Annotated in this window: 12 protein-coding genes and 3 pseudogenes; 8 read left to right on the top strand and 7 right to left on the bottom strand. The window is 71.0% G+C overall.

Annotated features, from left to right (window positions below; translation table 11 throughout):
• The first annotated feature begins 225 nt into the window (after nucleotides 1-225).
• On the top strand, nucleotides 226-816 hold the full coding sequence (locus tag ACWDZ4_RS02035) for an N-acetylmuramoyl-L-alanine amidase (RefSeq protein ID WP_451506526.1): 591 nt from the start codon (nucleotides 226-228) through the stop codon (nucleotides 814-816).
• A 34-nt stretch (nucleotides 817-850) separates the two neighbouring features.
• A complete protein-coding gene (locus tag ACWDZ4_RS02030; RefSeq protein ID WP_451506525.1) occupies nucleotides 851-1,891 on the top strand; it encodes a 1-aminocyclopropane-1-carboxylate deaminase/D-cysteine desulfhydrase in 1,041 nt (346 codons plus the stop codon).
• A gap of 323 nt (nucleotides 1,892-2,214) precedes the next feature.
• On the opposite strand, the pseudogene ACWDZ4_RS02025 reads toward ACWDZ4_RS02030, so the two are convergent.
• Nucleotides 2,215-3,084 (bottom strand): annotated as a pseudogene (locus ACWDZ4_RS02025) (RNA-guided endonuclease InsQ/TnpB family protein); the annotation flags it as partial.
• Here ACWDZ4_RS02025 and ACWDZ4_RS02020 point away from each other — a divergent pair.
• The 3 genes and pseudogenes from ACWDZ4_RS02020 to ACWDZ4_RS02010 form a co-directional block, all read left to right on the top strand.
• A pseudogene (locus ACWDZ4_RS02020) lies at nucleotides 3,060-3,290 on the top strand (UBP-type zinc finger domain-containing protein); the annotation flags it as partial. The pseudogenes ACWDZ4_RS02025 and ACWDZ4_RS02020 overlap by 25 nt on opposite strands.
• 227 nt (nucleotides 3,291-3,517) lie before the next feature.
• Nucleotides 3,518-3,931 (top strand): ATP-binding protein, encoded by a 414-nt coding sequence (locus ACWDZ4_RS02015; protein ID WP_028811722.1) that lies wholly within the window; start codon nucleotides 3,518-3,520, stop codon nucleotides 3,929-3,931.
• On the top strand, nucleotides 3,928-4,950 hold the full coding sequence (locus ACWDZ4_RS02010; protein WP_451506524.1) for an RNA polymerase sigma factor SigF: 1,023 nt from the start codon (nucleotides 3,928-3,930) through the stop codon (nucleotides 4,948-4,950). The genes ACWDZ4_RS02015 and ACWDZ4_RS02010 overlap by 4 nt, the downstream gene beginning before the upstream one ends.
• A 38-nt stretch (nucleotides 4,951-4,988) precedes the next feature.
• On the opposite strand, the gene ACWDZ4_RS02005 is transcribed toward ACWDZ4_RS02010, so the two are convergent.
• Nucleotides 4,989-5,420: a hypothetical protein gene (locus ACWDZ4_RS02005; protein WP_451506523.1), complete on the bottom strand. Its 432-nt coding sequence runs from the start codon at nucleotides 5,418-5,420 to the stop codon at nucleotides 4,989-4,991.
• Nucleotides 5,421-5,493: 73 nt separating this feature from the next.
• Here ACWDZ4_RS02005 and ACWDZ4_RS02000 point away from each other — a divergent pair, with 73 nt between their 5' ends.
• Together ACWDZ4_RS02000 and ACWDZ4_RS01995 are read left to right on the top strand one after the other, a co-directional pair.
• Nucleotides 5,494-6,462: a diacylglycerol/lipid kinase family protein gene (locus ACWDZ4_RS02000; RefSeq protein ID WP_451506522.1), complete on the top strand. Its 969-nt coding sequence runs from the start codon at nucleotides 5,494-5,496 to the stop codon at nucleotides 6,460-6,462.
• A 317-nt stretch (nucleotides 6,463-6,779) separates the two neighbouring features.
• Entirely contained in the window at nucleotides 6,780-7,037 is a 258-nt protein-coding gene (locus ACWDZ4_RS01995) for a WhiB family transcriptional regulator (protein WP_004937597.1), read from the top strand.
• Between the two features lie 179 nt (nucleotides 7,038-7,216).
• Here the strand turns inward: ACWDZ4_RS01995 and ACWDZ4_RS01990 are convergent, their stop codons facing one another.
• On the bottom strand, nucleotides 7,217-8,683 hold the full coding sequence (locus ACWDZ4_RS01990) for a sensor histidine kinase (protein ID WP_451506667.1): 1,467 nt from the start codon (nucleotides 8,681-8,683) through the stop codon (nucleotides 7,217-7,219).
• 269 nt (nucleotides 8,684-8,952) lie between these two features.
• A pseudogene (locus ACWDZ4_RS01985) lies at nucleotides 8,953-9,345 on the bottom strand (TetR family transcriptional regulator C-terminal domain-containing protein); the annotation flags it as partial.
• A 462-nt stretch (nucleotides 9,346-9,807) separates the two neighbouring features.
• Between ACWDZ4_RS01985 and nagB the strand changes: the two are divergent.
• Nucleotides 9,808-10,593, top strand: a complete 786-nt coding sequence (gene nagB, locus ACWDZ4_RS01980; protein ID WP_451506521.1) for a glucosamine-6-phosphate deaminase — start codon at nucleotides 9,808-9,810, stop codon at nucleotides 10,591-10,593.
• A gap of 115 nt (nucleotides 10,594-10,708) precedes the next feature.
• Here the strand turns inward: nagB and ACWDZ4_RS01975 are convergent, their stop codons facing one another.
• Genes ACWDZ4_RS01975 through ACWDZ4_RS01965 form a run of 3 tightly spaced genes read right to left on the bottom strand, consistent with a single transcriptional unit; the run spans nucleotide 10,709 to nucleotide 14,139 of the window.
• Nucleotides 10,709-12,235 carry a glycoside hydrolase family 3 protein gene (locus ACWDZ4_RS01975; RefSeq protein WP_451506520.1) on the bottom strand — a complete coding sequence of 509 codons (1,527 nt, stop codon included), beginning with the start codon at nucleotides 12,233-12,235 and terminating at the stop codon, nucleotides 10,709-10,711.
• Between the two features lie 9 nt (nucleotides 12,236-12,244).
• On the bottom strand, nucleotides 12,245-13,051 hold the full coding sequence (locus tag ACWDZ4_RS01970) for a carbohydrate ABC transporter permease (RefSeq protein ID WP_451506666.1): 807 nt from the start codon (nucleotides 13,049-13,051) through the stop codon (nucleotides 12,245-12,247).
• Between the two features lie 59 nt (nucleotides 13,052-13,110).
• Nucleotides 13,111-14,139, bottom strand: coding sequence for a carbohydrate ABC transporter permease (locus ACWDZ4_RS01965; protein WP_451506519.1), 1,029 nt, complete (start codon nucleotides 14,137-14,139; stop codon nucleotides 13,111-13,113).
• Nucleotides 14,140-14,270: the final 131 nt, after the last annotated feature.

Here is a 14,270-nt window from a genome sequence, read left to right as displayed (position 1 = left end):
TCTGCGCCCACAAGCCTTCCAGGACAGGGAGTCACAGCACCATCACACAAACGGATGTGACTAGATCACCGGAGAGCGGGGCATGTCGCACGGCGCCGAGGGGCCGCCCTGCGCCGGAACTGACCGAATCGGCTCGCACGCGGTCCGAACGCATAGCCGTGGCAGCCGAGTTCGGGTACAAGCAAGCGGTACGAGACGATCCGCATCTCACATAAGGAGGCGGTCATGGCCACACCCATGTCCGCGAGCAGGTTCCTCGACGTACTGAGAGACGAGGGCATCACCGTCGTCCAGGTCGGCGACTGGCGCACGCACAACCGCAACCACAAAGGCCCCTGGGGACCGGTTCACGGCGTGATGATCCACCACACCGTCACCTCGGGCACCTCCAAGACCGTCCGTATCTGCCGCGACGGCTACCCGGGCCTCCCGGGCCCGCTCTGCCACGGCGTGATCGCCAAGAGCGGCACCATCCATCTGGTCGGGTACGGGCGCGCCAACCACGCGGGCATGGGCGACGACGACGTGCTGCGCGCCGTCATCGCCGAGCGGGCACTGCCGCGCGACAACGAGGCCAACACCGACGGAAACCGGCACTTCTACGGCTTCGAGTGCGAGAACCTCGGCAACGGCGAGGACCCGTGGCCCAAGGCACAGCTCGAAGCCATCGAGCGGGCGTCGGCGGCGATCTGCCGGCACCACGGGTGGAACTCCCGTTCCGTCATCGGTCACCTCGAATGGCAGCCGGGCAAGATCGACCCGCGCGGCTTCTCGATGAACACGATGCGCGCGCGCATCCACGAGCGCCTCCAGTGACACCGCTGGTGACACCGGTGGCGACAATGGGGGCATGACCCCGGAAGCGCTCGATCTCTCCCGCCTGCGGCCGCGGCTGCCGTCGCCGCTGTGGCAGGCCGAGGACGAGCGCTTCACTCGTCGCGGCGTACGGCTGCTGCTCAAGCGCGACGACCTGATCCACCCGGATCTGCCGGGCAACAAGTGGCGCAAGCTGGACCTGAACCTGCGCGCGGCGGCGGGCCGCACGGTGCTGACGTTCGGTGGCGCGTACTCGAACCATCTGCGGGCCGCGGCCGCGGCCGGCCGCCTGCTGGGCTTCCCGACGATCGGCGTCGTACGGGGCGACGAGCTGGCCGGCCGCCCCCTGAACCCTTCCCTGGCCCGCTGCGCGGCGGACGGCATGCGGCTGCGCTTCGTGGACCGGGCGACGTACCGCGCGAAGAACGATCCCGAGGTGCTCGCCGCCCTCGTGGCCGAGGCCACTACGACCGCTGCGCGGGATCTCTTCCCCGATCCGCCCCTCCCCGCTGCGACACCAGCCCGTCCGGCGTGCGCGGACACGCCCGAAGGGCGTCCGGGGGCCGAGGCTCGCCCCGGCCCGGGAGGAGGCGGGGCGGCGAGCGTCTACGTCGTCCCCGAAGGCGGCAGCAACGCCCTCGCCGTGCAGGGGTGCACCGCGCTCGGGCAGGAGCTGCGCGGCGTCGCCGACGTCGTCGGGGTCGCCTGCGGCACCGGCGGGACCGTCGCAGGGCTCGCCGCCGGCCTCGGCCCCGGGCAGCGCGTCATCGGGTTCCCGGTCCTCAAGGGCGGCTTCCTCGGCGAGGAGATACGGGCGCTCCAGGACACGGCCTTCGGCGCCCCGGCCGGCGACTGGACGCTGGACGACCGCTTCCACTGCGGCGGCTACGCCCGTACCACTCCGGCACTCGAAGCGTTCGCCGCGGACTTCGAGGACCGGCACAAGCTCCCCGTGGAGCGGCTCTACGTCGCCAAGATGCTGCACGGACTGACCACGCTCGCCGCCGAGGGCGCCTTCCCGCCCGGCACCACCGTCGCAGCCGTGATCACGGGTCAGCCGGACTCCGCGCGGTAGGCCGCCGCCTCCTCCGGGTCCAGTCTGCGCATCAGGCTGCGCAGCATCTCGTCGTCGATGCGCCGCCGGTCGCGCAGTTCCACGAAGACCGCCCGCTCGGCCGCGGTCATCTCCCCGGCGAGACGCCGGTACGTGGCGTCCGCCGATTCCCCGGTCCCCTCGTTGACCGCGCCCAGCCGTTCCCAGACGGCGTTGCGACGCCTCTCCGGAACGGTCCGGAGCCGGTCCGCGAGCGGTTGCGGCGGTGCGTTGCGCCCCCACCGCCCGCATGGCGACATGGCGCGCAACCTGGCCATCTCGACCCCCTCCCCTTCGCGATCGAAGGGGAGTCCCCACTTCGCAGTGAGGGTTTCCTGCTTCGCAGCAGGCTGCCCCGTCCGGGAGGACTCCCGTTGAGGTCCTACACCCGCTCCACAGGCTGCAACCGCCAGTCCGGCGGCCAGAACCTTGCGTGCCGCGTTGGTGTCGCGGTCATGTGTGGTGCCGCACTCGCACGTCCACCGGCGGAGGTGCAACGGCAGCTTGCCCGGGAGGGTGCCGCAGGCGGAGCACAGCTGGGTGGAGGAGAGCCACCGGTCGATGGCGACCAGGTTCCGCCCGTACCAGGTGCCCTGGTACTCCAGCCTGGAGCGCAGATCGGTCCAGGCCGCGTCCGAGATGGCGCGGGCCGGACTCTTGTTCCTGACCATGTTGCGGACGGTCGGGCCCCCGATCACGACCGTTCGGTTCTCACGAACGAGCCGAGTGGTGAGCCGGTGCAGGAAGTCCCGGCGCCGATCCGCGATCCGGGCGTGGATCTCGGCGACCTTGAGGCGGGCCTTGCCCCGGTTGCGGGAGCCCTCCTCCTTCTTCGCCAGGACCCGTTGAGCCCTGGCCAGGCGTGCGCGGTCCTGACGCTCGTGCCGGGGGTTGGCGATCTTCTCCCCGGTGGGGGGCGTCACCGGACTGGTGATCCCCGCGTCGATGCCGACGGCGGCATCCAGGACGGGCAGGGGCTCGACCGATGCGTCTTCGCACAGCAGGGACACGAACCAGCGGCCCGCACTGTCCTGGGACACGGTCACCGTGGACGGCTCCGCCCCCTGCGGCAGCGGCCGCGACCACACCATGCTCAGCGGGTCCTTCACCTCCGCCAGCGTCAGCGTCAGCGCACCGTCGCGAACCGCCGCCGGACCCCGAGCCGGACCCGCCGAGCGGCACCTGCCCGGAGTGCCTGGCGGCCGGCAGCCACCCCGTACAGCTGCGGCTGTGCCTGGTGCGCGGCCACGTGGGCTGCTGCGACTCGTCGCCGCACCGGCACGCGTCCGGGCACGTCGACGGGACGGGCCGTCCGGTGCTGCGCAGTTTCGAGCCCGGCGAGAACTGGCGTTGGTGCTTCGTGGACGGTTCGATCGTCTGACGTGTGGGTACGTCAATCCGGCGCCGGTACTTTCCAATTGGGCGCCGCACACCCCTAGCCACTGTACGTACTCATATGCTTACCATGAGTGACGGGACCGGACGGGGGTCCGGCGACACGGCAGAATGGATCGCGATAGCGTCACCGGCGAACGACGTACCGCGTGGCTCCGGGGGGACGCTCCCTCCCGGGCCCCCGAAAGAGCTTGTGCCACCTTGGAGGTGAGGGTGTCCCAGATCGCAGGCGAGCCCGGGACCCAGGACTTCGTGGAAGTCCGGCTGCCCGCTGCAGGTGCCTACCTGTCCGTGCTGCGTACGGCCACGGCCGGACTCGCGGCGCGCTTGGACTTCACCCTCGACGAGATCGAGGATCTGCGCATCGCGGTCGACGAAGCCTGCGCGATCCTGCTCCAGCAGGCCGTGCCGGGCTCCGTCCTCAGCTGCGTCTTCCGGCTCGTCGAAGACTCACTCGACGTCACGGTCTCGGCCCCCACCACCGACGGACGCGCACCGGAGCGCGACACCTTCGCCTGGACGGTGCTCTCGGCACTGGCGGGCAAGGTCGACTCCACGGTCGCCGAGGACCGTACGGTCACCATCAGCCTGTACAAACAGCGCGGCGCGGGACCCGGGCCGGCGTGAGGAACGGGGACGGGCCGGTGTGGAACGAGGAGCTCAGCCCGCAGGCGCCGACGGGAGGGCGCGCGGCCGCGGCCGGACAGGCCGGGTCCGCGCCCGGACCTGCGGACATCCCTGAACAGCAGGCCCGGCCCCATCCGGTCGACGGACCGGTGGCCGACGGGCCGGCGGACGGCCCGGTGGGCACGGTGGCGGCGGAGCAGGCAGAGCGGGCGGGCCATATGAGCGAGCACGGACAGCACTCCACGGAGCACGGACGCCACGATCCGAACGACCGCAGTGGTGCGCGCGCGCTGTTCATCGAGTTGCGCGAGCTGCCGGACGGATCGGCCGAGAAGGCGGAGCTGCGCAACCGGCTGGTGCGCATGCACCTCCCCCTGGTCGAGCACCTGGCGCGCCGCTTCCGCAACCGCGGCGAGCCGCTCGACGACCTCACCCAGGTCGCCACGATCGGCCTGATCAAGTCGGTGGACCGGTTCGATCCGGAGCGCGGCGTCGAGTTCTCGACGTACGCCACCCCGACCGTCGTCGGCGAGATCAAGCGGCACTTCCGTGACAAGGGCTGGGCCGTCCGGGTGCCCAGGCGCCTCCAGGAGCTGCGTCTGTCGCTGACGACGGCCACGGCCGAGCTCTCCCAGCAGCACGGCCGGTCCCCGACCGTGCACGAACTGGCCGAGCGCCTGGGCATCTCGGAGGAAGAGGTCCTGGAGGGGCTGGAGTCCGCCAACGCGTACAGCACGCTGTCGCTGGACGTCCCCGACACCGACGACGACTCCCCGGCGGTCGCGGACACCCTGGGCGCCGAGGACGAGGCGCTGGAGGGCGTCGAGTACCGGGAGTCGCTGAAGCCGCTCCTCGAGGGCCTCCCGCCGCGCGAGAAGCGCATCCTGCTGCTGCGTTTCTTCGGCAACATGACGCAGTCGCAGATCGCCACGGAGGTCGGCATCTCCCAGATGCACGTCTCCCGGCTGCTCGCGCGCACGCTGGCCCAGCTCCGCGAAAGGCTGCTGGTCGAGGAGTAGTCCCTGCGCTCGTACGGCCGGCCGGGCGTCCCGCGGCGTTACGCGTCGCGGGGACCGCGGATGCCCAGCGCCCGGTTCGTCTCGGGGTTGACCAGCAGGACCAGCGACGCGACGGCCACCACCGCGAGGGCGATGCCGGCCGGGATCAGCAGGGAGCCCTCGGAGCGCAGCAGCGTCCAGGCCACCGGCAGCGCCATGAGCTGCGTGATGATGGCGGGCCCGCGGCTCCACGCGCGGCGGTTGAGCAGTCCGCGCGCGGCCAGCAGGGGCAGCAGCGCCAGGACGATCAGCGTCACGCCGCCCATCTCCGCCTGCTCGGGCCTGTCGGGGCTGCCGAGCAGCCCCATCACGAGCATGTACACGCCGCCGGCGACCAGCGCCAGGCCCTCCAGCGCGGCGAGCGCCGCCGCTGCGGTCAGCCGGGTGGGGCGGGGGCCGGCGACGGATCCGGGAGTCTGCTCATTGCTCACCCCCGCAGCGTAACCGCCCGCCCCGGCGGACCAGGTCTGGGCCGGGTTCCCCCCACTGGGTAGTCTGGCGCGCATGCGCGCACTCCTCGTGGTCAATCCGGCAGCTACCACCACCAGTGCGCGCACCCGTGATGTTCTGATTCATGCCCTGGCCAGCGAGATGAAGCTGGAAGCCGTGACGACCGAGTACCGCGGGCACGCCCGCGACCTGGGCCGGCGGGCCGCGCAGAGCGAGGACATCGAGCTGGTCGTGGCGCTCGGCGGCGACGGCACCGTGAACGAGGTCGTCAACGGCCTCCTGCACGAGGGTCCGGACCCGCAGCGGCTGCCGCGCCTGGCCGTCGTCCCCGGCGGCTCCACGAATGTCTTCGCCCGCGCCCTGGGTCTGCCCAACGACGCCGTCGAGGCGACCGGCGCCATCCTGGACGCGCTGCGCACCCGCAGCGAGCGCACGGTCGGCCTCGGTCTCGCGGCGGGTACCCCGGGAACCGAGGACGAATCGGTGCCGGCCCGCTGGTTCACGTTCTGCGCGGGCCTCGGTTTCGACGCGGGAGTGATCGGCAGGGTCGAGCAGCACAGGGAGCGCGGAAAGCGCTCGACGCACGCCCTCTACGTGCGCCAGGTGGTACGCCAGTTCCTGATGGAACCGCACCGCCGGCAGGGTCTGATCACCATGGAGCGCCCCGGCCACGACCCGGTGGAAGACCTCGTGCTGTCCATAGTCTGCAACACCGCCCCCTGGACCTACCTGGGCAATCGTCCGATGTACGCGTCCCCGGAAGCCTCCTTCGACACGGCGCTCGACGTGCTCGCGCTGAGCAAGCTGTCCACCCCCGCCGTGGCCCGTTACGCGACCCAGTTGCTGACCTCGTCGCCCGAGCGCGGACCCCACGGCAAGCACGCGGTGACGCTGCACGATCTGACCGACTTCACCTTGCATTCGAAGGCGCCCCTCCCCTTCCAGATGGACGGTGACCACCTGGGGCTGCGTACGAGCGTGACGTTCACAGGCGTACGCCGTGCACTGCGTGTGATTGTGTGAGCGGAAGGCGCAAAAGTCCTTTAACTCGAACGTACGGGCTGGGTTACACCCCTTAGAAGTACGGCTGTGACCTACCCGACACCGAGGAATCAAAAAAAACTTCCCGGAAGGGGTTGTATCCGCCGCCGAGGTTTGGGAATCTCTACATGGCGATCGGGACGGCCCGCACCACCAGCCTCCACTGAAAGCCAGAACCCCTCCTTGCACACAGGACCCACACCAGGTAACTGGCAGTCGGCCCTTCACTTGCGGAGGGATTCGTGAAAGCGTTCACATTCACAAGCACCAGCACGTAATACCAAGGAGAGGTAGCAGCCATGGACTGGCGTCACAACGCCGTTTGTCGTGAGGAAGACCCGGAGCTGTTCTTCCCCATCGGCAACACCGGTCCTGCGCTGCTGCAGATCGAGGAAGCCAAGGCCGTCTGCCGCCGCTGCCCCGTCATGGAGCAGTGCCTGCAGTGGGCGCTCGAGTCCGGCCAGGACTCCGGCGTCTGGGGTGGCCTCAGCGAGGACGAGCGCCGCGCGATGAAGCGCCGCGCCGCCCGCAACCGGGCGCGTAACGCGACCGCCTGAGCCACCACCCCGCACGAGCCTCAGCTTGGCGGCGCGTACAGCGCGTACGTACCACCCGCCCCGAGCCGCAGCGCGCAGTACCCCCCGATGCGCATAGCAACGTGAGCTTTGAGCCCCGGACCGTTCTTCGGTCCGGGGCTCGCCGCTTTTCCGCCCGGGGCCCGGCGCCCGGCCCGGCGTTACTTGTCGGCGCGTACGGGTACGTCGAGTACGACCCGGGTGCCGCGCCCGGGGGCCGGGACCATGTCGAAGGTCCCGCCCAGCTCGCCCTCGACCAGCGTCCGTACGATCTGCAGGCCCAGGTTGCCGGTCCGCTGGGGGTCGAACCCCTCGGGCAGGCCGCGGCCGTCGTCCTGAACGGTGATCAGCAGCCGGGCGTCCCTGCGGTCGCTGCCGCGCACGGCGGCCACCTCGACCGTCCCCCGCTCCCCCGGTGCGAAGGCGTGCTCCAGCGCGTTCTGGAGAACCTCGGTGAGGACCATCGCCAGCGGCGTCGCGACCTCGGCGTCGAGTATGCCGAAGCGGCCCGTGCGGCGGCAGTCGACCTTGCCCGGCGAGATCTCGGCGACCATCGCGATCACCCGGTCGGCGATCTCGTCGAACTGGACGCGCTCGTCGAGGTTCTGCGAGAGCGTCTCGTGGACGATCGCGATCGAGCCGACGCGGCGCACCGCCTCGTTGAGCGCCTCGCGGCCCTGCTCGGAGTCCATCCGGCGCGCCTGGAGCCGCAACAGGGCCGCCACCGTCTGGAGGTTGTTCTTCACCCGGTGGTGGATCTCCCGGATGGTGGCGTCCTTGGTGATCAACTCCCGCTCGCGCCGGCGGAGTTCCGTGACGTCACGGCACAGGACGAGCGAACCGATCCGCGTTCCCTTGGGCTTGAGCGGGATCGCGCGCAGCTGGATCACCCCGCTGTCCCCCTCGACCTCGGTCTCGCGCGGGGCGTAACCGCTGGCCAGCTTGACCAGGGCTTCGTCCACCGGGCCGCGGGACGGGGCGAGTTCGGCGGTGGCCTGGCCGAGGTGGTTTCCGACGAGGTCGGAGGCGAGGCCGAGCCGGTGGTACGCGGAGAGGGCGTTCGGCGACGCGTACTGGACGATGCCGTCCGCGTCGAGCCGGATCAGCCCGTCGCCGGCGCGCGGCGAGGCGTCCATGTCGACCTGCTGGCCGGGGAAGGGGAAGGCCCCGGCGGCGATCATCTGGGCCAGGTCGGAGGCGCTCTGGAGGTACGTCAGCTCCAGGCGGCTGGGGGTGCGTACGGTCAGCAGGTTCGTATTGCGGGCGATGACGCCGAGGACGCGCCCTTCGCGGCGTACGGGAATCGACTCGACCCGGACCGGGACCTCCTCCCGCCACTCGGGGTCGCCCTCGCGCACGATCCGGCCCTCGTCGAGGGCCGCGTCGAGGAGGGGGCGGCGGCCGCGCGGGACGAGGTGGCCGACCATGTCGTCCTGGTAGGAGGTGGGGCCGGTGTTGGGCCGCATCTGCGCGACGGAGACGTAGCGCGTCCCGTCGAGGGTGGGAACCCACAGGACGAGGTCGGCGAAGGAGAGGTCGGAGAGCAGCTGCCACTCCGAGACCAGCAGATGGAGCCACTCGAGGTCGGTCTCACTCAGAGCGGTGTGCTGGCGGACGAGGTCGTTCATGGAGGGCACGTGTGCGAGCGTACCTTCGCTCGGGCGACCCCATGGCCACGGCGCCGGCCGGGACCCTCAGCCCGTCCGGCACCGCAGCCCGGAGCTGCTCCGGCCAAGCGGCGGGTGTGCGGTCCCGCGCGGCCGGTGGAGGCCACGGCGCAGTCAGGGCAGAGAGCGCCGGTACCTCGTTCCACCCTCCTGTGCGGGGAGGGAGGAGGCTTTACCTGTGCATTGTGGACTAGACCATTACCTTATGTCTATGACCGTGCCCAGTAAGATTAACGGTCAGTTGCCGCCACGGACGACCAGGCACGCATGGCGTGCTCGGCGACCGCCTCGAGTTCCTCCCGTGCGGCGCCGTCGCGCGCCTGCTGCGACATTCCCTGGAGCACGGCGCCGCTGAAGCGCGCGAGGGCGCGGGCGTCGGCGGTACGCGGCAGCTCGCCCGCGTCGATGTCCGCCGTGACGAGGGCCTCGATCGCGGCGAGGTTGGCGTTGCGCTGATCGCGCAGGGCGGATTCGACCTCCGGCGCCGTGCAGGTGACGGCCGGGGAAATCACCAGACAGCCGCACGGACGGGGCGGACGGGACGGGTCGGTGAACTCCGCCGCCTCGTGGAGCATCCGGGCGACGCCGGCGCGGGCGGTGGGCTCCTCACGCAGGGCGCGCGACACCTGTCCAAGGTGCCGGACCCCCGGGGCACCCACGGTGAACGCGGTGGCCCCGGCATCGTCGACACGGACACCAACGCGGGCCGGCTGCGCACGAGCGACGAGGCGTGGGCCGGGGCGGCGCCGATGTCGGCGCCGATGTCGGCGTCGGGCCGGATCGGGTCGGGTCGGGTCGGGTCGGGTCGGGGAACCCTCCGGCATCGCGGACGTCGTGGCGTTCCTGGCCTCCGACGACGTCCGCCGGATCACGGGCCAGTGGCTGGACACGACGGGCGGCTCACTGGCCCGGGAGGGGGCGGGGGGAGGGAGGGGCCGGAGCGAAAAGGTGACGACCGGCGGGCCTCGGCCGACCATGGAAATACGGGCACCCGCTTGGCGAAGACCCCCGGGCACACGGCACAGCCTCTGCTAGATTGGTCTATACCACAATACGGTCCCCCCTCTCAGATCGGCAGGCTCAGCGTGGAAGTTGTCATCGTTCCGGACGCCAGGACCGGCGGCGAGCTCATCGCGGCGAGCATCGGCCGGCTGCTGGGCCACAAGCCCGACGCGCTGCTCGGCGTGGCCACCGGTTCGTCCCCGCTGCCCATCTACGAGGCCCTGACGGCCAAGGTCCGCGCGGGCGAGGTCGACGCGTCGCGCGCGCGGATCTGCCAGCTCGACGAGTACGTCGGGCTGCCCGCCGGGCACCCCGAGTCGTACCGCTCGGTCGTGCTGCGCGAGGTCGTCGAGCCGCTCGGCCTGACCGAGGCGTCCTTCATGGGCCCCGACGGCTCCGCCGAGGACATCCAGGCCGCGTGCGAGGCGTACGACCGCGCCCTCGCCGAGGCCGGCGGCGTGGACCTCCAGCTGCTCGGCATAGGCACCGACGGGCACATCGGTTTCAACGAGCCGTGCTCCTCGCTGGCCTCCCGCACCCGGATCAAGACGCTGACCGAGCAGACCCGCGTCGACAACGCGCGTTTCTTCGAGGGCGACATCGACCAGGTGCCCCACCACGTCATCACGCAGGGCATCGGCACCATCCTGGAGGCCCGCCACCTGGTGCTGCTCGCCACCGGCGAGGGCAAGGCCGAGGCCGTGGCGCAGACCGTCGAGGGCCCGGTCGCCGCGCTGGTGCCGGCCTCCGCGCTCCAGCTGCATCCGCACGCGACGGTCGTCGTCGACGAGGCGGCGGCGTCCAAGCTGAAGCTCGCCGACTACTTCCGCGCGACGTACGCGGCCAAGCCGGTCTGGCAGGGCCTGTAGGGCCCCTCCCCGGGGCCCCTCGGGACTCCCCCGGGGCACGACCGGGACACCACAGGACACGACGGAGTTCCGGGATCCCCCCGGATCCCGGAACTCCGTCGTACCGGCGTACCGGTCAGGCGCCGGCGACGACCTCGGCGGCGGCCCGGCCGCACACCCGCGCGGCGCCGTGCGTCGCGACGTACAGGCCCCCGCGCGGCTGCGCCTGCGGCACGCCCATCTCCACCACGACCGTGTCGGGCCTGGCGGCGGTCAGCGCCTCCAGCGCGGCCGCCATCCACGGGTGGCGGTGGGCATCGCGTACGACCGCGACGATCCGGCGGCCTTCCGCGGCCCCGACCACCTGCTCCGGCGCGGAGTTCCCGCTGTGGTACGTGCCCGTCGTGGTGCCCGGCAGCAGGCGCGCCAGCTCGGCGGCGATCCCCCACGGCGTCTCGTCGCCGACGGCGATGTTGGCGACGGGGGTGAAGGCAGCGACGTACGGGGCGGAAGTGACGGGAGCGAAACCGGCGCTCCGGGTGACCCGCAGCGCCCTGCGCGCGGCCACCAGGCCGATCTCGGTGCCGGGGCCGGGCTCGGTCCCCTCCTGTGAAGCCGCGCCCGGCCCCGAAGCCCCCCGGGCCCCCCTGCTCTGCCGCGTCCAGTCCGCGAGCGCGCGCACGCGCGCCGCCGCGTCGGCCAGCCGCTCCTCCGGCAGTGCACCGTCCCGCACGGCCGCGACCAGCGCGTCGCGCAGCCTCAGCACGGTCCCGTCGTCCGCCAGCCCACCACCGACGCAGATCGCGTCGGCGCCGGCGGCGATCGCCATGACGCTGCCGAGTTCGATGCCGTACGTCGAGGAGATGGCCTGCATCTCCATGCCGTCGGTGATGATCAGCCCGTCGTAGCCGAGTTCCTCGCGCAGCAGACCGGTGAGGACCTGCGGGCTCAGAGTGGCCGGACGGGCCGGGTCGAGCGCGGGGAGCAGGATATGCGCGCTCATGACAGATTTGGAACCCGCGGCGATCGCCGCCCGGAAAGGCACCAGCTCACGGGCGTGCAGTGTGTCCACGTCCACGTCGATGCGGGGCATCGCGTGGTGCGAGTCGACGGCGGTGTCGCCGTGGCCCGGGAAGTGCTTGGTGCAGGCGGCGACGCCGGCGGCCTGGAGGCCCTCGACGTACGCCGCGGTGTGCCGCGCCACGAGCTGTGGGTCGGCACCGAAGGAACGTACGCCGATGACCGGATTGCCCGGATCGGAGTTGACGTCGGCGGACGGCGCCCAGTTGAGGTTGACACCGCACTCGGCCAGCCGGTGGCCGAGTGCGCGGGCGACGTCCCGGGTGAGACCGGTGTCGTCGACGGTGCCGAGGGCGAGGTTGCCGGGGAACGAGGAGCCGTGGCGGACCTCCAGGCGGGTGACGTCGCCGCCCTCCTCGTCGATCGCGACGAGCACGTCGTCGTGTTCGGCGCGCAGCTGCGCGGTGAGCGCGGCCAGTTGCGCCGGGGAGGCGATGTTGCGCCCGAAGAGACCGACGGAGGTCAGGCCCTCGCCGACCCGGCGCAGCAGCCAGTCGGGGGCGGTGGTGCCCTGGAAACCGGGCTGGAGGACGGCGAGAGCGTCGCGGGTGAGGGTGTCGGTGCGGGGAGCGAGAGTGGTCATGGTCGCGCGTTATCCCTTCACTGCACCGGCGGTCATGCCGCCGACGGCCCGGCGTTGGAGGAAGAGGAAGACCACGAGGACGGGGAGGGCGAACAGGGAGGAGGCCGCCATCGTCGCGCCCCAGTCGTTGCCGAACGCCGTCTGGAACTGCGTCAGCCAGAGCGTCAGCGTCTGGGCTTCCTTGTCCTTGTTGAGGACAAGGACCATGGCGAATTCGTTCCAGGCCGTGATGAAGCCGAACAGCGAGGTGGACATCAGGCCCGGCGCCAGCAGGGGGAAGACCACCTTGATGAAGGCCTGGCCGCGGTTGCAGCCGTCGATCAGCGCGGCCTCCTCCAGTTCCACCGGGACGGCGGCGATGAAACCGCGCAGGGTCCAGATGGTGAAGGGCAGGACCATGACGAAGTAGATCGCGGTGAGGAGCGGGATGCTGTTCAGCATGTCGCCGTCCCGGGCGATCAGGTACATCACGATGACCATGATTTCCCAGGGCGCCATCTGAGCCATCATCACGGCCAGGATCAGGCCCTTGCGGCCCCGGAACCTCATCCGGGCGATGGCGAAGCTGGCGGCCAGGGCGACGACGAGGGCCAGGAGGACCGCGCCGACGGTGACGGTGACGCTGTTGAGGACGTACGTCCAGAACAGGTCGATGCCCGTCGCCTTCGTGTAATTGTCGAAGGTCGGCGTGAAGAGGAAGGCCGGGTCCTTGGAGAGGATCTCGCTCTGGGGCTTCAGCGAGGACGAGAACATCCAGTAGACCGGGAAGAGGAAGACCGCCGCCAGGGCGAGCGCGAGGAGGTTCTTGCCGATCACGGCCGGCCGGACGGGCCGTCTGTTGCGGCGCGGCGCACGGAGATCAGAGGACACGTTGCTCACTGCTCCTCCTCCTGCTTCAGGATCAGGCGGAAGTAGAAGGACATGATGGCGGCCAGCATCACGATGGTCAGCACCGAGATCGCCGCGGCGAGGCCGTAGTGGAACTGGCCCTGGCCCTCGATGTAGGCGAAGACCGGCAGGGTCTCGGACTCCCGGTCGGGGCCGCCGGAGTTCATCGCGTACACCTGTGTGAACGCCTTGAAGACCCAGATGATCTCCAGGAAGGTGGTGATCAGGAAGAACGGCTTCAGGCTGGGGAAGACGACCGCCCAGAAGGTCTGCCAGCCGGTCGCGCCGTCCATCCGGGCCGCCTCGTACAGCTCGTTGCCGATGGTCGTCAGGCCCGCGTACATGTTGAGCGCGACAAACGGGATCGAGCCCCAGACCACGAGCACGGTGACGATGGTGAGGGTCGCCATTCCGGTCTCGAACCAGTTGTGCTGCTCGTAGCCGGAGACGCCCAGGGTGCGCATGATCCAGTTGGCGATGCCGAACTGCTCGTCGAAGAGCCACCTGAAGACGGTGACGGAGGCGACGATCGGCATGGCCCAGGCGGTGACCAGGGCCACCGACAGCACCAGCCTCATCTTCTTGCCGAGGCGGTTGAGCAGGATGCCGATGAGCGAGCCGATGCCCATGATCAGTACGACGTTGGCCGCGGTGAACAGGAGGGACCGGCCCGCCACGGTCCAGAAATCGGAATCCGTGAGCAGGTCCGTGTAGTTGGAGAAGCCCGTCCACACGGTCTCCCGGGTGATCAGCTCCCTGCGGCCGACCTCCTGGAAGGAGAGGATCAGGTTGCGGACGAGGGGGTAGAGCAGCAGCACGGCGCCGCAGACGACCGCCGGTGCCAGCAGCAGGTACGGGATCAGCCCGGTGGGCAGCGATCGCCTGCCTCTGCCACGAGGAGGCTGAGGGACTTTCCTGGATCCGGAGGCGGGCGGTGGAGTCTGTGACTTCCCGGCCGCCTTTCCGGGGGCGTCCTCCAGTGCGGAGGCCGCCACTCCCTGGGAGTGCACGGTCATGGTCTTCTTCCTCGCGGTTCTGGGCACCCGCGCCCAACGGGTCTGCGGCCCACGCGGGACCGCCGTCACTGCACGCCCGGGTGGTGCGGCCGGCGACGGGGGAGGATCACCGGCCGCACCACGGGATACGG

Source organism: Streptomyces sp. NPDC003016, from assembly GCF_053591455.1.
The sequence above is the reverse complement of the archived record's forward strand: the minus strand, read 5'-3'. Positions and strand labels throughout refer to the sequence as shown.